The following is a 24,072-nucleotide window of genomic DNA, read 5'->3' as shown; positions in this document are numbered from 1 at the left end:
ACTATCCTTTTATGTTTTTTTCGGGATTGATAGACTCTATTATTTCTGCAATATACTTATTATCCAACCAAAATGCTTGTTTAGTAATCATTCTTCCATCAGGCAGTTCAGTTTTATCACTACCATCTCTTGCTTTTGGTCGAATATGACAAACACCGTTGTATCCGGGTTTTGGAAGGTTATTCCTAACGATTGTTCTCGTTTTTTGTTTTACAGGGGTTAATTCAATACCATCCTGAATCAAAGACTGGGTATGTACCCAAAAGTCTTTTAACTGATTATCTATTTTCTTCTTTGGCATATTCCATAACTTAATTCCCTTGAAATATAGTTTTCCGTCAGGGTTTTCGCCTTCTGTTTCTTTATATTCAAATACCACGAAAAGCAACTTAGTCTCTTCAAAATAATTTTTTAGCCAGCTATCATCCCAACTCTCGTTAGCCCATTCAATAAAATCAATATTTTTAAATGACATATGCTCTTTTGGTATTCCATTTGGTTCCAGTCTTATTGTTTTTAGATGGATATTGGCTTTTGCAAATTCCTCGATTTGGTTAAGCCTTATTCCTCTTATACCTAGTAATCCACTAACAAATTGCTGAAGAAAGTGTTTAGGGTTTGGGTTAATAACTTGCTGGGTAACCTCCGATATTTCTTCTAAACTTTTACCGATGTAAGGCGAGAACTTATCCCAAAGAAGTTGCTCGAGTGATTTCTTTTTAAGTTCACTTGCTGTACTAAATCGAACTAAATCTTCTTGTCGAATGACTTTCCGAACAAGTGCGGTCATATAGCTTTGCTTTAATGAAAAGGCGCGTTGCATCGCCATTTCATCACTAAATGGTTGCGAACGTAAAGAAGACTTGTTTGCCCCTTTTGAGCAAGCTCCCAAATAGTTGGTATCGGCTTCTGATAGCTCATGCGCCCGGCCGTCCTTTATTTTTTGAACGATTAGCTCCCAATCTTTTTTTATTACTTCCAAATCTTCTTCTGGATACTTATGTAGATAAGCTTTGAGTATTCTATAGTCTGCTCTTTTAACCTCTGGAAACCATTTATAAAACATCATCAGGATCTTCTCGTTTTTTAACCAAAAACTTGAAGTATGGAAATCCCGTTGAACTTCCTCGTGAAAGTTGATGATATTTAAAACAAGTCTTTCCTTTGCAGACAAGGTTCCATTTTTATTTCGTCTAACGGGAGTTACTTTTAATTCAACACCTAGATTTTCAAAATCGGCTTCCCGATTTGAATTCACTTCATAGCCGAAATGACTTTCTTCTACTATTTGACCTAAATGTCCTTTTGCACGTTCATTTTGAATACGGCCGCTTTTATCAATGTCGCCAAATGACTTACCTTCTGCCCTCCGTGCCTTATAAATAAGTTCCTCCTCAGTTTTGTAAAGCATGTAGAAAACCCCTCCAACATAATCCTTTCTATTTATTTTAGCACAAATAAAAAGTTGACACATTTTTGTGTCAACTCAATGGAAGTGCTATTTGTACCTCAGATGGGGTATGGATGTCTTCTATCTCAGCAATTCTATTGCCCATTATCTCAATTAACCCTACGACAAGCGCATTGCCCATACAAAAGTACCTCATGCGATCTGTCATTCCTTTAGTCCAGTCATCTGGAAAACCATTCAATCGCTCACATTCAATAGGCGCCAATAATCTTTTTCGCCCGTTTACCTCGACGATATGTGTACTGCGATTAGTAGAACCTTCACTTGTTAACATTGTTCTACCCGGCATATCTAATAAATCAGTCGGAGACATTCCACCTTCAGAAAATACATACTTATGACCGCTAGCAGATGTTCTTTCGATTTTCTTAGGACCTCTTAAGTATTTAAACTTCTCTTCAACCTCAGGTGAAAGGTAGTACTTTTCGTCAACTAACTCTTCATCCAATAAGATATCACCTAAAGGAGTAGGTTTTGTTATGACAGGGTCAGCATGTACCGTATATATTTTTCCGTTTCTCATAATACCAGCCGTGTGAAAGTTGAAAGAAAAATTATCGGATACATCAACAATATCTTTAGGAAGTTTTACTGAATCGACACGATTTTTAAACGGTTCATCTTTAATAGGGAAGGGTTTAGCGAAGAATCCTTCTTTGAAAACAATTTCTTCGTTGTTAAATTCATTTTGGGAATCAGAAAATGAAATCCCGTTTTTATATGCAAAAATAAAAACTCTTCTACGGCGTTGCGCAAAGCCATACTCTGCAGCGTTGATAACACGCCACTCAACTGTATAACCTAAATCTCTAAAAGTAGTTAACATTACAGCAAAGTCTCGTCCTCTTTGAGCAGATGGAGATTTTAATAATCTATCCACATTTTCTAGAAGAACATATTTAGGGTGTGTACTTTCCAATACTCTTTTTATTTCCCAGAAAAGCACACCTTTTTTCCCTTGGATACCTTGTTCTCCTGAAAGTGTTCTTGCTACGGAATAGTCTTGGCAAGGGAAACCTCCAACAACTAAATCTGGGGAATATTGTTCAAAGGTTTCATTTGAAATTGTGGCAATATCTTCGTTGCTATGTACGCCACTTTGAAAGTTTCGAGTATAGCATTCAAAAGCATCTTGAGCTTTTCGGGACGGCTCCCATTGATTGGCCCAAGTAATGTCGAAAAGGAAAGGGTTAGCCTTTTCTAATCCGAGACGGAAGCCACCAACGCCAGCGAATAATTCCATTACGTGTAACGTATTGTCATTTTTCATTATTTTACGAACGTCCTTTCGACAATTTTATATAATTATACCCTATTTTGGTGAAAAGATCAAATAATATACGGAAAAACATATAAAAATGTCGAGAAATAATTTATCTGCAAGTTTATATAAAGTTTTTCTATAAAATTAGCTATTTTATAAACTCAATAAAAAATAAATAAAATATAAGTTTGAGAGTGTAGGGATTTTTGATAATGAATAAAAACAAGCTGACATTGGCCAAAAAGCCTCCGTCAGCTTGTTTTCGTATTAAAATATAAAGCGTGCTACTTGCTCGTCTTCGTAAATATGGTGATCTACTCTTCCATTCTTACTTAAAAAACGGCAGCTTCTTCAGCACGACACACGCTGGAATTGCCACGCCGATTCCGATGACAATCTGAACAACGTCGCCTGGAATGGAGGCGGCTGGGATGAGCCAGCTTTTAAAGATAATGGCTTCTCCGATGTAGTAGCCTGCAATCATGAATGGTGCCGAAATAATTGTGGCTAATAGATTGAAACCTAAACTATTCCCATTGCGGCCATTTGACCAAGCAATTTTTCCAACGATATAGCCTTGAATACCGCGAGCTATAAAAGTGATGGGCGCCCATAAAGTCCAACCGGCGACCAAGTCAAATAATCCCATGCCGACAGCACCAGCGATGGCGCCTTTTCTAGGGCCAAAAAGGATGGAAACGATAAAGAGCATCCCAGTGCCAAGGTGGACCAAGCCGCCATTTGCCGCGATTGGCAGTTTGATATTTAATAACATCGTAGCAACAAATACGAGTGCAATTAACATCGATGTGATGATCAAATTATAAGTGCGTGCGCTTGAATAAGTTGTTGTTTTTTGCATTGCATATCCCTCCAGTGATTTAATATCTTCATTCTAAAAAGATGTTCGTTAGATTGTCTGATAACTTTAACAAAGGATTGGTCTCTTTGTAAGTGCCAACTTTCGATAAAACTTAGGGGTCAGTTTGAATCGTCAAAATGTGACACGCGCCTGATTTAAGACTCCCCCTTGCTCAAATCTAATTCGAATATTTGTGGTAAATTAATTTTCGGTAAACCTTCATTTTCACTCCTGTATGTTTCCAAATAGTTTTCGAAATTTGTTGCATTGAATAACGTTGAAGGTCGTAAATACTTTTGCCAGTGTGCATCAGTTAGCCATTCGTCTACCTTCGTGTCAATGACCCGTCGGAAATCATCCATTTCGTAACCTTCCTGAAAGCGAGCATTCACTAATCGCGTTGTTGCAATCGACGTGGTCTTGAAATTTTTACCGGTTTTCTCATTTAAATAATCAATGACAGACACAACGTCGGGATGCTTCCCGACAATATCTTTTTTAATACTTTTAATCTCTTTGGTTATTGCTAGGGGCATTTTGCCTTCATCACACTGGGCAATTTGACCTTCCTCTTCGTTTGATTTTGCTTCCATGATGGGGGCATTTTGCTCCATCAAGCGTTGAAGGGCCACATACTCAATCCGGTACCATTTCGTCTTGTCCATTTTCATCCGATTATACGATGAGGTCGAAACAATTAACCCTTTACTCTCCAGCCTACGAATCGTTCGTTTAATCGTATCGACAGACCAGAATGGGAATTCTTCGCGTTGCCATTCTTCATATGTTCGATAAACCCACTTATGCAGATCCCGTTCATTTCTCGAGATGAGCAGTCTGTAGTGTAGTTGTTGGATTAAAAGTGCATCGTTTAATCCAAGGATCATAGCCAATGATGGGAGCACTTGCAGTGGTGATTCATTAATTAATAATTTCATTTTAAATCCCCTCCAATTAATAGACCTTGTCATTCTTTATATAGAAGATTTATTTGAAAAAGAATACAAAAGCGTAAAAATATTTTTTGAATGTGTATGCGTGACAAGGAAAGAAGGAATTTGATAGGGGGATAGTGAATAGTAACAATAAGATCTGTTTGATTAAAAGGAGAAGACATCAATGCCATTTAAAATAATTGAAGATGACATTACAAATCTCGACGTCGATGTCATTGTGAATGCCGCGAATAAAGAACTGCAACAAGGCGGGGGTGTTTGTGGTGCGATTTTTAATGCCGCTGGGGCAGCCGAGTTGCAGGCGGCTTGCGATGAAATCGGCGGTTGTCCGGTAGGGGAAGCGGTGATGACGGATGGTTTTCAACTGCCTGCGAAGAAAATTATTCATACGGTTGGACCGATTTGGCAAGGTGGACATGCAAATGAGGCAACGCAATTAAAAAAATGTTATCAAAACGCATTAACACTTGCGCACACAAATGATTTTCAATCCATTGCCTTTCCGCTCATTTCTTCAGGCATTTACGGATATCCGATTGAAGAAGCTTTCCGCATGGCGGTATCTACCATTCGCGAATTTTTGCAAGAACATGAAATGGTTGTATATCTTGTCATATTCGATAAGAAAATACTTCGTGTCGATGAACATTTAATTACGTCTATTTCAAAGTACCTTGATGAACATTTAGAAGAAGAACAGGTTTATTTGCAAAACGAAATGGAAGATATCGTTTTAGAGGAATCTATCGAAAGTAGTTTGGAAAGTGTGCTGGAACGATTAGATGAGTCGTTTTCTGAAAGGTTACTCCGTCTAATTGATGAAAAAGGAATGACGGACGTTAAAACGTATAAGAAAGCGAATATTGACCGTCGATTGTTTTCGAAAATCCGTAATTCGGATACGTATAACCCGCAGAAGAAAACGGTCATTGCGTTTGCAATTGCGCTGGAATTAACGATGGAGGAGACGCTCGACTTATTGGCAAAAGCGGGCTATACGTTATCGCGCAGTAGTAAATTTGATGTGATTATCGAATACTTTATCGCAGAACAAAATTATGATATCCATGAAATTAACGAGGCGTTATTTAATTTTGACCAAATTTTATTAGGCGCATAAATGTCGCTTTCGAAGCGACCAAATCGCAAGGTTGAATTGTTATCCTTAATGTAACAAATAGCAAACGAGGGATAACAAATGAGTGAAAACACAACAGAATTGGTTTTTATTTTGGATAAGAGTGGTTCAATGAGTGGGCTAGAGGCAGATACAATTGGCGGCTATAATGCGATGCTTCAAAAGCAAATGGAAGAAAATGGGGAAGCGACGATTACGACGGTATTATTTAGCGACGAGTATGAATTGTTGCATGATGCGGTCCCAATCAGCGAAGTGGAAATCATAACGGAACGGGATTACCAAGTCGGCGGCATGACTGCTTTGCTGGATGCAATTGGATTTTCCATTCAAAAAACTAGTCGTAAAGAAGCTGAGAACAAGGTGCTTTTCGTGATCACAACGGATGGAATGGAAAATGCGAGTCGGGAATATGAATCTGAAAAGATCAAGGCGATGATTGAAAGTAAAAAGGCTAATTGCGGTTGGGAGTTTATCTTCCTCGGGGCGAATATCGACGCCATTGCTACTGCTGAGAAGTTCGGTATTCACGAGGACTTTGCCGTAAATTATCACGCGGATAGTGAAGGCGTACAAGTGAGTTACAATGCGATCAATGAAGCGGTTGCCTCGTTTCGAATGGATGAAAAAATAGACCATACGTGGAAAAATGCTATTGAAGAAGATTACGAGCAACGATAATTAGGAGGATTCAATGACACACGAACAAACTGACTTACCAAAACTAGCCAAACCGGCACTCCGTGCATTAGCGGGAGCTGGTATATCAAAATTGGATGAATTAGCCAAGTATCGAGAAGAAGAAGTGATGGACCTCCATGGGATGGGCCCGAAAGCGATGGCTGTTCTGCAGCAAGCGATGGAAGAGAATGGTGTTTCGTTTCTTAAGTGATATAAGCATGTACCATTTTTAATTGGCGTAATAAAAGCCTAATTCCTTATTGTAAAAAAGGAATTAGGCTTTTTGATAATCAAAATATTGATTGCTAAATAAACGTAAAAGATAAGTAATGATCGTTCGATGTCTTTCTCTCTACATATATTATACCAATATTTATGACTGATTTTCAGTCTGTTTTTTAAAGAAATTTGCACTATAATGAAATGCAAATCTAGATAAGAGGTGTATCTGTTTGAACAATAAAAAAGACGTCTTAGATAATGGTCCGTTTTTTCATGGTACGAAAGCAGAACTGGAAATTGGAGATTTATTAGAACCACAACACTTATCAAATTATCAAGACAAAAAATCCAATTATATCTACTTTACTGCGACATTAGATGCGGCTAAATGGGGTGCTGAGCTGGCAACATCCAAAGCAAAGGAAAGAATCTATATTGTCGAACCATTGGGTGATTTTGAAAATGACCCGAACTTAACCGACAAAAGATTTCCTGGAAACCCAACACGTTCGTATAGATCAAAATCTCCTTTGAAAATAATAGCCGAATTAGGTTCATGGGAAAGACATTCCGATGATGAAATCAATCATATGCTGACATCATTACAAAAGTTGCGTGAACAAGGAAAAGCTATCATATACGATTAATCCTTAATAGGGGAGGGGGGCGAAAGTGATGGTTGTACTTCAATAGGCAACGGAAGAGAGCGATATTTCGCTTCTTACGTGATTTTGGCATAGGCATGACCATTATCATCGTCTTTCTCACCGGTGATTGCCGAAGTACGTACTTCTTTCCGCTAATGCATTTACTGATAGAATAATAAAAGCCTAATTCCTCTTTTTGACGAGGAAATAGGCTTTTGATTTATAATAATCGCGCTAGAAAATTGAAGACTTATTTACATGACTGACTACTGATACCATTTCAAGTTTTCTTTTCCAACAAAACCCGATAAAGCTCTTCAAGTTTTTGAATCTCATAGGTAGGAACAATCTTTGTGTGATTAGGCTTCATTTCAGGGTTAAACCAACATGTGTCTAGTCCTGCGAGCTGTCCACCTTGAATATCCGCACTTATAGAATCCCCGATGATTAAAGCTTGGTTTACATCAAAATTAGCAATTCTTTCAAATACATAATCAAAATACGCCTTCATTGGCTTCTGAGAGCCTGTGTCCTCTGACACAAAAATATCTTTAAATAATGGATATAATCCTGAAGCGCGTAATCGCTTATGCTGAGTCTTGGAAACACCATTCGTAACAATGTATAAGTCATAGTGATCTTGCAGGTCTGTTATCAATTCAAGCGCCCCGTGAACTAGTTGTTTACCCTCTTCCAAGTAGGTGCGGTAGCTCTTCTCAAGTATCGCACCATCCACTTCTCGATGATATGCCTTAAATAAAATCGAAAAGCGAGTATTCACGACCTCGTCGCGATCTATTTTTCCTTTTTCAAAGGATTTCCAGAGATCTTGATTGATTCTTTTATAGTTTGCTTCGATTTCAGGGTTCAAGGGTATGTTTTGTTCCTTAAATAACAAGCGTAAGGCTTCCCTTTCTGCAGCGCCAAAATCTAATAGTGTATTATCTACATCAAATAATAAAGTTTGATACTTTTTCAAGTTACTTCTCCATTTCCTACTTTTGTTATTGTGCATTATAGTCAGCCTAATTAAGAAAACATAGTGTTTAAGAATAGGCGCAATCCTTATTCTAAAATATTGATCAGCGAATAAATGCCGTTTCCTTTTTTGAAAGAGCATCTTCTAACCATTGAGGGTGCATAGTTAACAAATCTGCTGGTAAGTTGTCCGGATCAAAAAATTTAATTTCAAGCGATTCGTCTGAGTTACATGTAAGTTCGCCACCTGTGATTTCAGCAAGAAAACAAGTCGTAATAAAATGTACTGCCTTCCCATTTGGATACTTGAAAACTTGTGAATCAGGGTCGGAATAAACACCAATCAGTTTTTCGATTCTTACATCTAAATTAGTCTCTTCTTTTACCTCTCTAATGACTGCTTCAGACACTGTTTCACCAATTTCCACATGTCCTGAAGGGATTCCCCACAAGCCCACATCAGCTCTTTTTTGCAATAGAACTTGATTCTCTTTGTTCAAAATAATGACAGCAACGCCAGCTTTTAAATCATCAATTTTTTTCAAGTCAAAACCCCTTTCTACAAGAAAATGACGTTTTTTGAATCAAAAACCTATTCATATAAATTTGGTATAACAAGTATAGCATTGATCATTCAAAGGATGTATTTGATTTTAAGTTGAATGACCCAGCAGACGCGATGGGGATTCCTGTAGAACAAAAAAAGACCGGGCATCACTGCCTGGTCTTCTCAATCTAATTATTGATGGAAAACTTTCCATCGACTTCTATAGTCTCAAACATATTAATAAATGCATTTTCATCATGTTTTCTCACAACATTTTTGACGTGCAACGTTTCGTAACGAGTCAACACCATCATTAAGATATCTTTCTTTTCTTGTGTGTAGCCACCGTAGCCTTCCGTGATTGTAATGCCACGGTAAATCGACTCAAGTAGTTCGTTTCTAATCGCATCGCCTTGCGTCGTAACAATTTGCATCGTTAATTTGAGGTGGTCTGTAAAGACTGTGTCAATCATTTTCCCTGTAATATAAATCGACAAAAGTGTGTACAGGGCAATTTCCCAGTCAAAGACAAATCCTGAAATGAGCACGATGATTCCGTTCATGCCTGTTAGTAGTAAACCAACGCTGAAAGAACTGGCACGCGCGATGATGATGGCGATGATATCCAATCCGCCTGACGTTCCGGCAAATTTTAAAATGAGGCCTACACCAAGCCCGCCAATGCCTCCACCGAAAACGGTAGATAATAGCATATTGTCCGTAATGGCGACAGCTGGGATTAGAAATAAGAATAACGAGAGAGAAGCTACACATACAAGTGTGTTAATCGTAATTGTTCTGCCAAGTTTAAAATAACCTAAGATGAGTAAAGGGACGTTTAATAGAAAGTTATAAATCCCCGTATCGAAGGGTGTAAGTATTCCGAGTAAAATCGCGAGACCGCTAATTCCACTGCTTAAAATTTCGTGAGGAACAAGAAAGCAATTAAAAGCAAATGCAACAATGAGTGAACCTAGAACGACAACTAAATTTTTCATCAGACAAATCTCCTTTTTCACAAAATTTAGAGATAGCAAAGTGGAACAGAGTCTTTGTAGGTATATTTTGGATAAAATAAAAAACCCGCCCATGCTAAGGGACGAGTTTATACTCGCGATACCACCCAAATTCCGCAACAGTCAATATGCGGCGCTCAGTCAACGTACTATCATACGTGCTCTTTGATAACGGTAGAGACACCGGCGTCACTTACAAAATTTCAGTGAGGCATCTTAGAGATGATTTTCGGATTAGCGCTGCCCATCGACTTTCACCAACTGTCGACTCTCTGAAGAACAGGTTGCAAATCGTACTATTTCTCGTCATAGATTTTTGTATTACTAGCTAATTTAGCAGAGAAAAAAGAGGGTGTCAATATGTGTAAGAAATTGCAATTAATTTACATATATCAGAAAAATAAACATTGAATGTATCTGAGGAGAATAGAATTCATACAGTCCTATTTTAGGTTTTCCAATGAATACTTAACGCTTAAACAGCGGTTAAATTTGGCAATTTAAGTTTGTGTTTTCATCTATAGGGAAAAGAAAAGTATTACGCAAGGAGGGAACATGATGGGGAAAACATTGTATGTTGTTCGCCATTGCCGAGCAGAGGGACAATCGCCGCATGCGAAGTTAACGGAAGAAGGCAGACAACAAACGAAAGCACTTGTTGATTTTTTTAGAACGAAGGATTTCGATCAAATTATTTCAAGCCCTTATCTTCGTGCAAAGGAGACCGCATGGCCGATAGCCGAATCGAAAAAACTTCATTTGGAACAGGATAGTCGATTATCAGAACGTGTCCTTAGCGACCGTAATTTTGAAGATTGGTTAGTTAAGTTGGAGGATAGTTTTCTAAATCTTTATCTTAAATATGAAGGTGGTGAGTCATCAATTGAGGCGATGACACGTGTGAAAAATATGGTAGATTCATTGCAAGAAGGCGCTCGAACGGTACTTGTTACACACGGCAATCTAATGACGCTCTTGTTACGGTGTTTTGATGAACGATTTGGTTTTACTGAGTGGCAAACGTTAACGAATCCAGATGTGTATGTCATTCATATAGAGAAAGAAGTGGCTCAAGTTGAAAGGATTTGGGCGGATCATTTTATTCATTTATGACGAAAACGTTCCATAGAATTTGTAGTTTGGAGTACAAATTCTATGGATGTTTGTTAGATTTCTAATTTTGTTCGAATGGCTGACCTGTTCAGGCGAGCGGCTAAAATGACGCCGAGTAACGCACCACTTACGCTTGATACGAGAAATGGGGGCATGAAAAAGAATGCTGTCACCGTTGTCCCCATTAAGATTTTTGCGTAAGGAACTGCAAATAAGGAAGCAATGATGCCAGTCCCAATCACTTCACCGATGGCTGCAAATGCTGGTTTTCCGAATCTTTGGTAGAGGATGCCCGCTAAATAAGCACCGATCATCCCGCCTGGAAAAGCGAGAAGCGAGCCAGTTCCTGTTAGGATTCGAACGAGTCCAGTTAAAAAAGCAATCGTCAATGCAGGAATGGGACCTAACGTAATGGCGGCAATCACATTGACAGCATGTTGAATCGGGTAGGCGCGCGCAATTCCTGCTGGAAAGGAAACAAATACAGAGCCGGCAACTGCTATGGCGACGAACATTGTCATGATGGTCATTTTTCGAAGGTTCAATGTGTAGGTTCCTCCTCGTTTAGTGCGTTTAGAAAGTGAACAGCAAAGTCTCCAGGTCCGACCGCGAGCGCTGCTGCTTTTTCTCCGGCTTTTTTATAGAAAGTTAGGGCTGTTGCCGCTGCTTCGACACTGTTTTCCTCAGCAGCTGCTAAAAATGCGCCTACGACACTACTTAATAAACATCCGGTGCCTGTCACTTTTGTCATGAGTGGATGTCCGCCCTCTATATAAAAGGTTTGATAACCGTCTGTGACGATATCGATTTCTCCAGAAACAGCGAGTAAACAATTATGTTTTTTCGCTACTGCTTTTGCAATACTTTCAATATCTGCATCACCTACGCCAGCATCAACGCCTTTCGCTGTCCAATCCACACCCGCGATGGCTGCAAGTTCGCCTGCATTACAACGAATGAGGGTAACGTCAACTTCTTGTAAGAGTTGTTGGATACTTTGCTTGCGAAAAGTAGTGGCCCCGACACCGACTGGATCGATGACGACAGGGATGTTTCGTTCCGTTGCGCTTTTCCCCGCGTGAATCATAGCTTCTAGCGTAGTTGGATTGAGTGTTCCCATATTAAGAACCGTTGCATCTGCCACGGCTGCAATTTCAGCAACTTCTTCCATGGCATCCGCCATGATCGGTGAGGCGCCTAGTGCAAGTAATCCATTTGCTTGGAAGTTGGCAACAACGATATTGGAAATGCAGTGTATCAGAGGATTCTGTTGTCTTAATGCTGCAAGTAGATGATTGTTTTTCTTCATAAATCATTTGGCTCCTTTTTTAAAATAGAAAAAGCCGCTCCTATATATAGTAGGAAGCGGCCACGATTTCGATATGGTGTAAAAGAAACGCGGATCCACTTCCCTCCGCTGGTCTAAACCAGATCAGGTTCAAAGAGTCCGCATATGTATATGCATCTCAGCCTTTCACAAAGGCACCTCCAGTGGCAATAAACTATTTGAATTTAGATTCACTATAGCATAATTTTGCTAGATGAATCAATTTCACAATTGCTTATTTTTATAATATAGATGAATTTAAGTATCCTTACTTTTTTAAAAGTTCATCTTAATGATGAGGGTGTCTCGTTGATTGTAGTGGAAAGCGTCCGCCCGGAACGGAAATCAACATAGTTCGTACTTTATTGTAATTAGGATAAAGTTTACATTTGATGACAAAAAATGAGTAGATTTCGGCAAAGGTTATTCAGTTAAATTTGTAAAAGTTTCTTAAAGGTTCTGTGAACAAGGCAATATCCTTGTGTAAATGTGCTATAGTGAATAAAAGCTGAATAGTTCTACAACCACTAGGAGTGCCTAACAAAGGCTGAGATGTATATGTTTTGTACAGATCCTTAGAACCTGATCCGGATGATACTGGCGTAGGGAAGTGGCACGTCTTTTTGTATAAAAGGATGACCGCCGCTTTCTAACGTTACCGGAAAGCGGCTTTATTTTAAAAAAGGACGTGAGTTGAAATGGTTCAAATCGCAATGACAATTGCTGGTTCAGATAACAGTGGAGGTGCCGGTATTCAAGCGGATTTAAAGACGTTTCAGGAGCTTGGGGTATTTGGTACGTCCGCATTAACAGCAGTGACGGCACAAAATACGCAAGGAGTTCATGCGATCCAATCGATAGATCTAGAGATCATCGCCGCACAAATTGAAGCCATTTTTACGGATTTTCCCGTGCATGCTGTGAAAACGGGGATGTTGTTTTCATCAGATATTATTAAAGTCGTGGCTGAGCAATTAAAGAAACAGGAAATTCCGCTCGTCATTGATCCTGTGATGATCGCAAAAGGTGGGGCTTCTTTACTTCAGGAGGAAGCAATTGAGGCGTTGAAGAATGAACTTCTTCCTATTGCGACAGTAGTGACACCCAATATTCCAGAAGCTGAAGTTCTGACGGGGTTACGTATCCAAAACAATGCGGACATAGAAAAAGCGGCCAAGCATATATTGGCATTAGGGGCGCAATCCGTCGTCATTAAAGGGGGACATCGGGTAGACGTACCTGATGCGGAAGATTTATTTATGTCTGCCGCAGGGGAGAAGTTTTACGTACGTACGCCTTGGATTGACACAAAAGATACACATGGGACAGGTTGTACGTATGCGGCTGCGTTGACTGCCTTTCTTGCAGAGGGTAAAAATCAAGCAGATGCTGTTGTTTCTGCAAAGAATTTTATTCATGCTGCAATTGAAAATGGGTTAGACATAGGGAGTGGACATGGCCCAACCAATCACTGGGCATATAAGCAGCAAATGAAAGCTGAAAAACATGAAAAGGGAGTTGTGATCGATGGATAAAAGTAAACTACAATTATACTTTATTGCCGGAACAACAAATATTGGAGATCGAAATCTACTTGATGTTTTACAAGCTGCTTTAAAAGGGGGCATTACTACTTTCCAATTGCGTGAAAAAGGGGAGGGCGCGTTACAAGGGGATGATTTAAAAGCATTAGCTGAACAATGTAAACAGCTTTGTAACAAATTTAAAGTTCCCTTTATTGTGAACGATGATGTCGACTTGGCCGTAGAAGTTGGCGCAGACGGTGTTCATATTGGACAAGAAGATGGGGACATTGCTAAGGTCCGTGAAAAGATTGGTTCAGAAAAGATACTAGGCGTTTCCACGCATTCGATTGAAGATGCCATGGCGGCTTCCGATGCGGGTGCGAACTATGTTGGGATTGGGCCTTTATTTGAAACGACATCTAAAGAAAATGCAGGTGCACCGGTCGGGACAGAGCTAGTTCGTCAAGTGGCGAATGTACTTCCGGGTCTTCCGATTGTAGGTATTGGAGGCATTACAGAGCGGAAAGCAGGAAGGGTTATTCGTGAAGGGGCTTCAGGTGTCGCGATGATTTCGGCAATTGCAAATTCCGAAGATGTAGAACAAGTAACGCGCGCAATTAAAGGGAGTGTAACGCTAGCGTCAACTGGTGTTGAAATGTAAAAAAATGAATAATCCTCAATGAAATTCGCCACACTTTCCTAAAAGGAGAGTGTGGTTTTTTATGGTTAATGAAGCGTTGTTTGAAGTGCAAACTGTGACGCATAAGCATGATGTCATTCATTTTACTTGGCGCGATTTGGGTGGGAATTATTATGTATATCGCGACGGTGAACTTTTATACGAGGGGACGGTAGCGGAGTTTAAGGACGGTGATTTTAAGCATGCGAAACTGTATAACTACTCGATTGAACGTGTTGTGAATGAAGAGGTTGTGGATGTTGTGCGCCTTCAAACTTCGGCTTATGCAGAAGAACGCAATGTTAAAAACCCTTTGCAATTTCTTGTCATGACGACCATCGTAGCCAAGTCCCAAATTGCATTGTCTTGGGAAAAAATAAAAGACGTTTCACATTATGAAATTTATCGAAATGATGTATTTATCAAAGAGGTGCAGAAGAACCAATATATTGACCGTGATATTTCAATGGATCAAACCTATACATATCGAATTCAATCGAAAAGGCCCCTTGCGATGTCAGAAGAACGGTTTAGCAAAGGGAAATCAGTGGCAGCTACAGTCCTTGGGATGATGAATAAAAAGACGTCACAGAAACAACCAGCGATTGAAAGGTTTACGGTGACGAAGGAAATTGGAAGGCCGCGTGAATTACTGATTCCAACTTTGCAACGAACAGCTAAAAGCAAAGTGAATGAATGGCAATTTCGCTATACAACCTTTTTGAAAGAAGAAATGATTAAAAACCCCAATTTCTTTTCCAAAAATCATCTATTCAAAGGGGATGCGAGAGATTTTAATCCAGACGGTACGAGTTTTCGCACAAGGGTCGATGTTTCACTCGACTATGGACAGGTAAAGTCGCCAATGGTCTGTACAAGAAATATTGGGATGACAGTGGCGTATGATCATGTAGGCCGAATTAGAAAAGAAGCGCAAGCCACTAGTGACGGGGTTGTTTTGGAAAGAAGCGATCATAAGCCAGGAGAGGCCGGTTTTCTGTTAATGCATGAAGTCCAAAATCCACTTGTTCAAGCACCGAAGATTAATTATGAAGTTCGTGCTGTTCTGCGAAGGGATGGGACATTTGATATGACTGGGTACCATAATCAGGCGCCGCATCATGAAGTCTATCTTGTGCGCGGCGCACAAAATGGATGGATACCCATTCATCTAGCCGAAAGCAATGGACTTATTTGGATGTCTGATGTGATGAGTTGGCATTATTGGCGTTTTTCAAACTTTGAATAAAACGGATAGATTGACAAGGTAAATTCCCTTTGTTAGTATCGTCTTGAATTCGAGATAGTTTAGGAAGCGTGTTCTGGGGAATGAAAAGCGTATAATGAGGATCCTAGTTCACAATCGAAATAGGGGGAATGACATATGATTCATGTTTTTAAAGAAGGTAAAGATGCGGCTAAGCCAGTTCTTTTATTATTACATGGTACAGGCGGCACGGAAGAAGATTTATTGCCACTTGCAGATTTAATTGATCCGGATGCGGCGGTGTTAAGTGTTCGTGGAAATGTTTCTGAAAATGGCATGCCACGATTTTTCCGCAGATTAGCGGAAGGTATATTTGACGAGGAAGATTTAATTTTTAGGACGAAAGAGTTGCACGCGTTTCTTGACGAGGCAGCAGAAAAGTACAAATTTGATCGGGACAATGTGATTGCTGTGGGTTATTCGAATGGTGCAAATATCGCTGGAAGTTTATTATTCCATTATGAGGGAAGTTTAAAAGGAGCGAGCCTTCATCATCCAATGGTGCCGAGAAGAGGCCTTCAGTTACCAAATCTTGAAGGAACGAAAGTGTTCATTGCCGCGGGTAAGAATGACCCGATTTGTCCAATGGTTGAATCGGAAGAATTGGATGAGCTTCTGAGAGGTGCAGGTGCTGAAACTGCGTTACACTGGGAGATGAACGGTCATTCGCTCACGAGGACGGAAGTAGCAGCGGCTGCTGAGTGGTTTGAGACGAATTTCGGTTCGTAACAACAATGCGAAGCGGGGAGTAAGACATGGGTTATTTATATAGAATGTTTGGTAATGTGAGTGCAAAGGGGATGGAAAACATGACCAAAACGGCAATTGTTTATTACAGTGCTGGTGGAACGAATTATCGATTGGCCAAATGGGCAGAAGAAGGGGCGAAAGCGGCGGGGGCTGAAGTAAAAGTATTAAAAATACCTGAAACCGCGCCGCAATCAGCAATCGATGCCAACGAAGGATGGAAAGCACATGCACAAGCGACAAAAAATGTGCCTGAAGTGACGCCTGAAGATTTGGAGTGGGCGGAAGCGATTATTTTTAGTGTGCCGACGCGTTTTGGAAATATTGCGAGCCAAGTGCAAAGTTTTATCGATACAGTCGGTGGTCTATGGGCAGAAGGTAAACTTGCGAATAAAGCAGTGAGCGCAATGTCATCCGCGCAAAACCCACACGGCGGCCAAGAGGCAACGATTTTGTCTCTTTATACGACCATGTATCATTGGGGAGCCATTGTTGCGGCTCCGGGCTATACGGATCCTGTTATATTTAGTGCAGGGGGCAACCCATACGGAACAAGTGTCACGGTCGGACAAGACGGTAAAATGGTGGAAGATGAGGCAGCTATCAAAGCAGCAGTAGCTCACCAAGCGAAACGAACAGTTAGCGTCGCAAACGCATTGAAAAATTTAGAGTAAATGTATACATTTGAATCAAAAAAACCGACACCTGGATGTGTCGGTTTTTTGCTAACTTATTTGTCTAGATTGTTTTTGATGTCGTATTTTTCTCTTGCTTCTTCTAACCAAGTGACGTATTCAGTTTGCATTTTGTCTTCAAATAGCTTTTCGCGAATCTCAACAACATGGTCTTCAAAAACGGCATCTTTTGCTTCTTTTTTATCTAATACTTCAATGATATGGTAACCATATTCACTTTTTACAGGTTCGCTAATTTCGCCGACTTTCAAAGAAAAGGCTTTTTCTTCGAACTCAGGTACCATTCTACCGCGTGTAAAGAAACCTAAGTCTCCGCCCAGTGCGCCTGAACCTTCATCTGTTGAATACTCTTTCGCTAATTCAGCAAAATCTTCACCGTCTTCTAGCTTTTGTACGATTTCATTTGCCGTTTTTTCGTCTTCCACTAAAATATGTCTTGCCTCAACTTGTTCTTCAACATTAAAGGCCTCTTTATTTTCTTCAAAGTACGTTTCAATTTCTTCGTCCGTTACTTCAACACGTGGTTCCATTAATTTACGAATGGATAAGTATTGAATGACATCATCTTTAAAATCTTTTTCTGTCATACCACTTTGTTCTAATGCGTTATTAAATGCTTCTTCGCCACCTGCATTTTCAATGAATTTCGTAATTTCCTCATCAATTTCTTCATCCGAAACTTTGATGTCTTCTTTCTTCACTTCAAGATTTACAATTTTTTCATCGATTAAAGCATCAAGTGCTTGTTGTCCATTAGATTGTACAAGAATTTCATACAGTTCATCTTTTGTAATTTTTTCACCATCAACAGTGGCAACAGACTCCCCATTTGAACAACCAGTGATTACGACTAAACTTAGGGCCGCCAATCCGACCTTTACTTTCGTATTCAACCATTTCTTAACCATTATTTTTCCTCCAATACCATATGTGTGAATCAATTATATTGCGTAAATATGGACGAGATATGAACGAAATAGTAATTGATATTCAGCTTCTGTTGTAAGTATAGCATGAACCTCTTTATTGTTGTTTTAAAGTGATGAAAAACTTTGTATCCTTTTCCTTATTTACTCCTATTCCCCAGTTTCGCCATGTTCCTGAGAAAACATTCCTAACAAATTGACGTCTGCAATTTTTTAAGGTTTCAATTCCATTATTTAAGTGATGGTGTTTTCGGTAGAAGAACAATTTGACAGCGGTTTCAGATTCTTTCTAGGTTATCGGAATTAATCGAATGGTTAAAAAACGCTTATTCATTATATTAAAAAACTATTTGCAGAATAGAAAGAGTTGTGTTATTATTTCACAATCGACATTATAAATTTATGTCTATTTGATATTTTTAGAAAAGAGGGATTGTTATGTCGCAAATGTTAGCTTTAGTACTTGTTGTTGCTATATTATTTATCGGAGATCTTGTTGCCGTTCGCACGAAAGCTTGGATTCCCTCTGTTTTTGTTAGTGCGGTCCTCTTCTTGCTTGGATATTGGACTTTTTTTCCGCAAGATATTGTTGCGCTTGCAGGGGTTCCGCCTACTGTTGCGGTCATGTTAATCTATTTACTGATTACAAATATGGGTACACTATTGTCTGTTCAAGAATTAGCTAAACAATGGAAAACGATATTAATTTCCTTAGCCGGGATTCTAGGTATTATTGTCATACTATTCGGATTTGGAACAATACTATTTGATGTTCAAACAGTACTTGTTGCCATTCCACCGCTCGTTGGCGGCATTGTTTCCGCGTTAATTATGTCGGAAGGTGCAGCAGAAGCCGGGCTTACGATGTTGTCGGTATTCGCGATAGTTATCTACGTGATGCAAGGTTTCGCGGGATATCCGATGACTTCTTTCGTTTTGAAGAAAGAAGGAAAAACGCTTCTTAGCAAGTATCGCAATGGAGAATTAGAAAAGAAGACGGAAGATATAGAGAAAGAGGAAGCGTCAAAAGAACAAGAGCTTAAATTATTTAGTAAAATGCCTAAGAAATACAATACGGATTACTTTAAGTATTTAAGATTAGCGATTGTTGGATATCTTGCCTATTTGACATCTGAATTGCTCGCACCATTTGTAGCTGTTAGCCCGTTTGTCCTTTGCTTAGTATTCGGTGTTATTGCAACAAGCGTTGGGTTTTTAGAGCGTAATTCATTGCAAAGGGCAAATGGATTCGGGTTTGCGATTCTTGGGTTAATGCTCTTCGTCTTTGATGGTTTGAAAGTCGCCACACCCGACATGATGTTAGGTATCTTATATCCACTCGTTGTTTGTATCGGATTTGGTGTGATTGGGATGTACATCTTCTCGTTCATTATGGGGAAAGTGTTAAAAGTCAGTAAGGAAATGGCATTCGCTGTATCATTGACTGCGTTGTATGGTTTCCCGGCAGACTACATCATTACAGTCGAAGTCATTAATGCCTTAACAGAAGATGAAGAGGAAAGAGAAGTTTTGACAAGTCATATGCTTCCGCCAATGCTTGTCGGTGGTTTTATAAGTGTTACGATTGTCTCTGTTATCCTCGCGGGTACTTTTGTTGCATTCCTATAAGTAGAGAGGGTTGAAGTTATGAAAGCAAATCAAAACCGGATTCAACAGCATATCGAGTTATTAAGCCAATTTACGGCAACGCCAGGTCAAGGTGTAACAAGATTGACGTATAGTCAAGAAGATTTACTAGCACGAAACTACATTAAGGAAAGAATGGTCGAATACGGGCTTACCGTTACAGAAGATGGTTTCGGAAATATTTTCGGGAAACTTGAAGGGCAGATGCCGGACAAGCCTTCCGTACTGGTCGGCTCTCACTTTGATTCTGTTCCAAATGGTGGTGCCTATGACGGGACTGCTGGTGTAGTTGTGGGGTTGGAATTGGCTGCACTGTTTAAGGAAAATGCCATTACGCCTCTCTATCCTCTTGAAATTATTGCGTTTGTTGAAGAGGAAGGCTCGCGGTTTGGGGGCGGGCTTATGGGCTCAAGGGGGATGATGGGCGTCCTAACTGAGTCGGACTTTGATCAGTTGGCGGATGCGGAAGGCATATTAGCAAAAGATGCGATGTTGGAGATTGGACTAGATCCTTCGAAAAAGAAAGTGCGCGATCCGAAAACAATTCTTGCTTTTCTTGAACTGCATATCGAGCAAGGTCCGATACTTGAAGAAAAAGGAATCCAAGTTGGGATTGTTGAAGGAATTGTTGGCCTCACCCATTTAGAGGTGACGGTGCAAGGGCGAGCGGGACATGCAGGGACGACGCCGATGGACAGACGTTCGGATGCGCTCGTCACTGCTGCGCGCATAGTTGGCGATTTGCCTGAGATTGCCGCTACGGTCGGTAATGGAACTGTCATCACAACAGGACGATTAAACGTATTCCCAAACGGGTCAAATGTCATTCCTGAAAACGTCACTTTCACAGTTGATATACGTTCAGGTGAAGAGGAGCACGTGCTCGAGGCTGTCAAGCGCACGAAAGAAAGAATTATGACTCAAAAAGATGAAGGTATTCAAATAACTGTTAAAGAACAGATGTCTATTCAACCGAAATTATTAGATGCAAGCATTCGTTCTGTATTGAAAGAATCGAGTGATTTACTGGGTTCTTCGAATTGCTCTATACAAAGCGGAGCGGGTCATGATGCGATGGTTTTATCAGATTTCACCGCTTGTGGAATGATTTTCATCCCGAGTAAAGCTGGACTGAGTCATTGCCCGGAAGAATGGTCGAGTGCAACAGATTTGGCGGTAGGTACAAATATTTTATTCGAAACGATTAATAAATTAATGAAGGAGAAATCATCATGATCAATCAACAAATTAAAGATACAGTTACACGGGATCGTGAAGAGCTAATCGCATTGCGACGAACATTCCATAGTGAACCGGAGTTGCCGTGGGAAGAAGTGAAAACAACCCAGTTCATTTGCGATTATCTCGACAAGCTTGGCATTTCGTACCGAAAAACAGAACCAACAGGAGTCATTGCTGAGATAGAAGGTCAACCAGGCGGTAAGACGGTTGCGCTGCGAGGCGATATGGATGCGCTACCTGTTGAACAGTTAAATACGCATGTCCCATACGCTTCAAAAGTAGCGGGGAAAATGCATGCGTGTGGACATGATGCGCATACTTCCATGCTGCTGATGGCTGCAAAAGCCTTGTCGGAAGTGAAGGACGGGCTTCAAGGAAATATCCGTCTAATATTCCAGCCAGCTGAAGAAATTGCAGAGGGAGCTAAGGCGATGGTTGAACAAGGTGCGATGGAGAGTGTTGATCATGTATTTGGAATCCATATTTGGTCACAAATGCAGACACATCAAGTGTCATGTCCGCCTGGACCATCGTTCGCCGCCGCTGACATTTTCAAGGTTCACTTTGTAGGAAAAGGCGGGCACGGAGCGATTCCTGAAGATTGTATCGACGCGGCAGTTGTCGCTTCTTCATTCGTGATGAACGTTCAAACAGTGATCTCGCGGACAATCGATCCGCAAAATGCCGCCGTTCTTACAATCGGCAGAATGGATGTTGGCACGCGATTTAACGTGATTGCTGAGAATGCACTTATAGAAGGAACAGTGCGTACATTTAATCAGGAGACGCGTGATCATATTGAAAAAAGCATTGCCGATTATGCTCAAAACGTGGCAGCAATGTACGGTGCGACTGCGGAAGTCGAATATATTCGTGGTACACAACCGGTGATTAATAATGAAGCCAGCGCGATGCTTGTACAGCAAGTTGCTACAGAAGCATTTGGTCCGGATGTTCTTTATAATGAAAAACCAACGATGGGCGCGGAAGACTTCTCGTTTTATTTGGATAAAGCCCCAGGTAGCTTCGCGCTTGTAGGAAGTGGGAACACCGAGAAAGATACGGAATGGTCGCATCACCATGGCAGCTTTGATATTGACGAAGATGCACTTGCGACAGGCGCAGAACTCTATGCACAATTTGCATGGGCGTATTTGAACCAGTAAATGAATGGTTTTAATATACTAAAAGGAAATATCGAAAATTAGAATTCATTGGTAGTAATTCTATAATCATTCAGCGATTCAATCTCTATAAGAGATGAATCGCTTTTTTATGATGTTTTATAGGATTGATTGGCATTCACCATGCGTTATTAAAAAATAAATAATTCATGCATATTATCTAGTATCCTCCCATAGAGTAGTAGTGCGTGTAAAAACGTATTGATTCGTCAAGGTTTCGATGATCAGCAGAAGGAGAGCGATATATACGGTAAAAGTAAAACGACAAAAAGTGAAACATTCACGATAAAAAGGAATGACACTACCAATTTGACAGAATAGTTGTGTTATTGTAGTGTTGGTAATGGTACTAAATATTTAAAAAATTCAATGCTAAATTGGAGGAATGTAAATGGTACAAGCTGTTGAAAACAAGGTCTATGCGTTTCCAAACACTGAAGGTGCTGTCGTTAATTTTAAGGAGAAGTATGACAACTATATTGGTGGGAAATGGACGCCGCCAGTAAAAGGGCAATACTTTGATAATGTAACGCCGGTTACTGGAAAAGTTTTCACAAAAGTGGCACGCTCGACGGCAGAAGATATTGAACTTGCATTAGACGCAGCGCATGCCGCAAAAGATGCGTGGGGTAAGACATCTGTCACAGAACGTGCGAACATCCTCTTGAAAATTGCAGATCGTATTGAAGAAAATAAAGAATTGCTGGCAGTTGCGGAGTCTTGGGATAACGGTAAAGCAGTTCGCGAACCGTTAGCTGCAGACATACCGCTTGCGGTTGATCATTTCCGTTATTTTGCAAGCGCAATCCGTGCGCAAGAAGGCGGCGTGAGTCAAATCGATGATGATACGGTTGCTTATCATTTTCACGAGCCGATTGGCGTTGTTGGACAGATTATTCCTTGGAACTTCCCAATCTTAATGGCTGTGTGGAAATTAGCGCCAGCATTAGCAGCAGGAAACTGCGTTGTCTTGAAACCGGCTGAACAAACGCCGGCATCTATTATGGTGTTGCTAGAGTTAATTGAAGATTTACTTCCAGCAGGCGTTGTGAACGTCGTCAACGGTTTCGGTTTGGAAGCAGGTAAACCGCTCGCGTCTAGCCCGCGAATTGGCAAAATTGCATTTACTGGTGAGACGACGACAGGGCGCCTCATTATGCAATATGCATCACAAAATACAATTCCAGTAACATTAGAACTTGGCGGAAAGTCACCGAATATTTTCTTTGAAGATATCGCTGATGCAGACGACGAGTTTTTCGATAAAGCAGTAGAAGGATTTGTTATGTTCGCACTAAACCAAGGTGAAGTATGTACATGTCCTTCCCGTGCGCTCATCCATGAGTCCATTTACGATAAATTTATGGCGCGTGCACTTGAAAAAGTAAAGGCGATTAAAACAGGAAATCCACTAGATCCAACTGTTATGATGGGGGCACAGGCATCATCTGAACAATTGGAGAAAATCTTGTCTTACCTGGATATCGGTAAACAAGAAGGCGCTGAATGCTTAATTGGCGGCGAGAAGAATGAACTGCCAGGCGATTTGAAAGACGGATATTACGTGAAGCCAACTGTCTTTAAAGGCAATAATAAAATGCGCGTTTTCCAAGAAGAAATCTTTGGTCCTGTAGTCTCTGTAACGACTTTCAAAACGAAAGAAGAAGCATTGGAAATCGCAAACGATACTTTATATGGATTAGGTGCTGCAGTATGGACGCGCGATATTAATACTGCGTATCGTTTTGGCCGTAATATCCAAGCAGGTCGCGTCTGGACAAATTGCTACCACGTCTACCCTGCACATGCAGCTTTCGGTGGCTATAAAGCATCTGGTATCGGTAGAGAAAATCACTTGCAAATGCTCTCTCATTACCAGCAAACAAAAAATATGCTCGTAAGCTATGACAAAAATAAAACGGGTCTCTTTTAAGTAG

At 40.3% G+C, this 24,072-nt stretch carries 24 protein-coding genes, 2 riboswitches and 1 other annotated feature; of the genes, 14 read left to right on the top strand and 10 right to left on the bottom strand.

Annotated features, from left to right (window positions below):
- Position 1 precedes the first annotated feature (1 nt).
- The 4 genes from AB1H92_RS15530 to AB1H92_RS15515 form a co-directional block, all read right to left on the bottom strand.
- Complete coding sequence (locus tag AB1H92_RS15530; RefSeq protein ID WP_115363759.1) at positions 2–1,411, bottom strand: Sau3AI family type II restriction endonuclease; 1,410 nt, start codon at positions 1,409–1,411, stop codon at positions 2–4.
- A gap of 70 nt (positions 1,412–1,481) precedes the next feature.
- The gene (gene dcm / locus AB1H92_RS15525) at positions 1,482–2,741 is read right to left on the bottom strand and encodes a DNA (cytosine-5-)-methyltransferase (protein ID WP_115363757.1); all 1,260 of its coding nucleotides are present in this window, start codon (positions 2,739–2,741) and stop codon (positions 1,482–1,484) included.
- A gap of 322 nt (positions 2,742–3,063) precedes the next feature.
- Positions 3,064–3,597 carry an ECF transporter S component gene (locus AB1H92_RS15520; protein WP_115363755.1) on the bottom strand — a complete coding sequence of 178 codons (534 nt, stop codon included), beginning with the start codon at positions 3,595–3,597 and terminating at the stop codon, positions 3,064–3,066.
- 155 nt (positions 3,598–3,752) lie between these two features.
- Positions 3,753–4,535, bottom strand: coding sequence for a conserved phage C-terminal domain-containing protein (locus AB1H92_RS15515; protein WP_115363753.1), 783 nt, complete (start codon positions 4,533–4,535; stop codon positions 3,753–3,755).
- A gap of 181 nt (positions 4,536–4,716) precedes the next feature.
- On the opposite strand from AB1H92_RS15515, the gene AB1H92_RS15510 reads away from it, so the two are divergent.
- The 4 genes from AB1H92_RS15510 to arr all read left to right on the top strand — a co-directional run bounded on the left by AB1H92_RS15510 (position 4,717) and on the right by arr (position 7,241).
- Positions 4,717–5,673, top strand: coding sequence for a macro domain-containing protein (locus AB1H92_RS15510; protein WP_115363752.1), 957 nt, complete (start codon positions 4,717–4,719; stop codon positions 5,671–5,673).
- Between the two features lie 78 nt (positions 5,674–5,751).
- Positions 5,752–6,372, top strand: coding sequence for a vWA domain-containing protein (locus AB1H92_RS15505; protein WP_115363750.1), 621 nt, complete (start codon positions 5,752–5,754; stop codon positions 6,370–6,372).
- A 13-nt stretch (positions 6,373–6,385) separates the two neighbouring features.
- Positions 6,386–6,583, top strand: a complete 198-nt coding sequence (locus AB1H92_RS15500; protein ID WP_115363748.1) for a DNA-binding protein — start codon at positions 6,386–6,388, stop codon at positions 6,581–6,583.
- A 241-nt stretch (positions 6,584–6,824) separates the two neighbouring features.
- Entirely contained in the window at positions 6,825–7,241 is a 417-nt protein-coding gene (gene arr / locus AB1H92_RS15495; RefSeq protein WP_115363746.1) for an NAD(+)--rifampin ADP-ribosyltransferase, read from the top strand.
- Positions 7,242–7,521: 280 nt separating this feature from the next.
- On the opposite strand, the gene AB1H92_RS15490 is transcribed toward arr, so the two are convergent.
- The 3 genes from AB1H92_RS15490 to AB1H92_RS15480 form a co-directional block, all read right to left on the bottom strand.
- Positions 7,522–8,220 carry a YjjG family noncanonical pyrimidine nucleotidase gene (locus tag AB1H92_RS15490; RefSeq protein ID WP_115363744.1) on the bottom strand — a complete coding sequence of 233 codons (699 nt, stop codon included), beginning with the start codon at positions 8,218–8,220 and terminating at the stop codon, positions 7,522–7,524.
- Between the two features lie 103 nt (positions 8,221–8,323).
- The gene (locus tag AB1H92_RS15485) at positions 8,324–8,764 is read right to left on the bottom strand and encodes an NUDIX hydrolase (RefSeq protein ID WP_115363742.1); all 441 of its coding nucleotides are present in this window, start codon (positions 8,762–8,764) and stop codon (positions 8,324–8,326) included.
- Between the two features lie 190 nt (positions 8,765–8,954).
- Positions 8,955–9,764 carry a YitT family protein gene (locus AB1H92_RS15480; protein ID WP_115363740.1) on the bottom strand — a complete coding sequence of 270 codons (810 nt, stop codon included), beginning with the start codon at positions 9,762–9,764 and terminating at the stop codon, positions 8,955–8,957.
- 94 nt (positions 9,765–9,858) lie between these two features.
- Positions 9,859–10,101 (bottom strand) — a binding site (T-box leader).
- A gap of 239 nt (positions 10,102–10,340) precedes the next feature.
- On the opposite strand from AB1H92_RS15480, the gene AB1H92_RS15475 reads away from it, so the two are divergent.
- The gene (locus AB1H92_RS15475; protein WP_115363738.1) at positions 10,341–10,895 is read left to right on the top strand and encodes a histidine phosphatase family protein; all 555 of its coding nucleotides are present in this window, start codon (positions 10,341–10,343) and stop codon (positions 10,893–10,895) included.
- Positions 10,896–10,948: 53 nt separating this feature from the next.
- Here AB1H92_RS15475 and thiW read toward each other — a convergent pair whose 3' ends face one another.
- Together thiW and thiM are read right to left on the bottom strand one after the other, a co-directional pair.
- A complete protein-coding gene (thiW, locus tag AB1H92_RS15470; RefSeq protein ID WP_370475605.1) occupies positions 10,949–11,425 on the bottom strand; it encodes an energy coupling factor transporter S component ThiW in 477 nt (158 codons plus the stop codon).
- Between the two features lie 11 nt (positions 11,426–11,436).
- The gene (thiM, locus tag AB1H92_RS15465) at positions 11,437–12,204 is read right to left on the bottom strand and encodes a hydroxyethylthiazole kinase (RefSeq protein ID WP_115363733.1); all 768 of its coding nucleotides are present in this window, start codon (positions 12,202–12,204) and stop codon (positions 11,437–11,439) included.
- A gap of 83 nt (positions 12,205–12,287) precedes the next feature.
- Positions 12,288–12,395: riboswitch (TPP riboswitch) on the bottom strand.
- A 346-nt stretch (positions 12,396–12,741) separates the two neighbouring features.
- A riboswitch (TPP riboswitch) is annotated at positions 12,742–12,848 on the top strand.
- A gap of 72 nt (positions 12,849–12,920) precedes the next feature.
- Here thiM and thiD point away from each other — a divergent pair.
- The 5 genes from thiD (at position 12,921) to wrbA (ending at position 17,115) form a co-directional block, all read left to right on the top strand.
- Entirely contained in the window at positions 12,921–13,757 is an 837-nt protein-coding gene (thiD, locus tag AB1H92_RS15460) for a bifunctional hydroxymethylpyrimidine kinase/phosphomethylpyrimidine kinase (RefSeq protein ID WP_115363731.1), read from the top strand.
- A complete protein-coding gene (gene thiE / locus AB1H92_RS15455) occupies positions 13,750–14,409 on the top strand; it encodes a thiamine phosphate synthase (protein ID WP_115363729.1) in 660 nt (219 codons plus the stop codon). The genes thiD and thiE overlap by 8 nt, the downstream gene beginning before the upstream one ends.
- A gap of 61 nt (positions 14,410–14,470) precedes the next feature.
- A complete protein-coding gene (locus AB1H92_RS15450) occupies positions 14,471–15,676 on the top strand; it encodes a DUF3238 domain-containing protein (protein WP_115363727.1) in 1,206 nt (401 codons plus the stop codon).
- Between the two features lie 135 nt (positions 15,677–15,811).
- Complete coding sequence (locus tag AB1H92_RS15445; RefSeq protein ID WP_115363725.1) at positions 15,812–16,423, top strand: alpha/beta hydrolase; 612 nt, start codon at positions 15,812–15,814, stop codon at positions 16,421–16,423.
- A 26-nt stretch (positions 16,424–16,449) separates the two neighbouring features.
- The gene (gene wrbA / locus AB1H92_RS15440) at positions 16,450–17,115 is read left to right on the top strand and encodes an NAD(P)H:quinone oxidoreductase (RefSeq protein WP_115363723.1); all 666 of its coding nucleotides are present in this window, start codon (positions 16,450–16,452) and stop codon (positions 17,113–17,115) included.
- A 56-nt stretch (positions 17,116–17,171) separates the two neighbouring features.
- Here the strand turns inward: wrbA and AB1H92_RS15435 are convergent, their stop codons facing one another.
- Positions 17,172–18,044, bottom strand: a complete 873-nt coding sequence (locus tag AB1H92_RS15435; protein WP_115363721.1) for a peptidylprolyl isomerase — start codon at positions 18,042–18,044, stop codon at positions 17,172–17,174.
- A gap of 456 nt (positions 18,045–18,500) precedes the next feature.
- Between AB1H92_RS15435 and AB1H92_RS15430 the strand changes: the two genes are divergently transcribed.
- From AB1H92_RS15430 to adh, 4 genes are all read left to right on the top strand, one after another.
- Positions 18,501–19,691, top strand: a complete 1,191-nt coding sequence (locus tag AB1H92_RS15430; protein ID WP_115363719.1) for a hypothetical protein — start codon at positions 18,501–18,503, stop codon at positions 19,689–19,691.
- Positions 19,692–19,709: 18 nt separating this feature from the next.
- Positions 19,710–20,945 (top strand): Zn-dependent hydrolase, encoded by a 1,236-nt coding sequence (locus AB1H92_RS15425; RefSeq protein ID WP_115363717.1) that lies wholly within the window; start codon positions 19,710–19,712, stop codon positions 20,943–20,945.
- Positions 20,945–22,117 carry an amidohydrolase gene (locus AB1H92_RS15420; protein WP_243835837.1) on the top strand — a complete coding sequence of 391 codons (1,173 nt, stop codon included), beginning with the start codon at positions 20,945–20,947 and terminating at the stop codon, positions 22,115–22,117. Before AB1H92_RS15425 ends, AB1H92_RS15420 begins: the two co-directional genes overlap by 1 nt.
- Positions 22,118–22,526: 409 nt before the next feature.
- Entirely contained in the window at positions 22,527–24,068 is a 1,542-nt protein-coding gene (adh, locus tag AB1H92_RS15415) for an aldehyde dehydrogenase (protein ID WP_115363713.1), read from the top strand.
- Positions 24,069–24,072: the final 4 nt, after the last annotated feature.

It is taken from the genome of Sporosarcina pasteurii (genome assembly GCF_041295575.1).
GTDB classification, from domain to species: domain Bacteria; phylum Bacillota; class Bacilli; order Bacillales_A; family Planococcaceae; genus Sporosarcina; species Sporosarcina pasteurii.
This window is presented reverse-complemented; position numbering and strand designations above follow the sequence as displayed.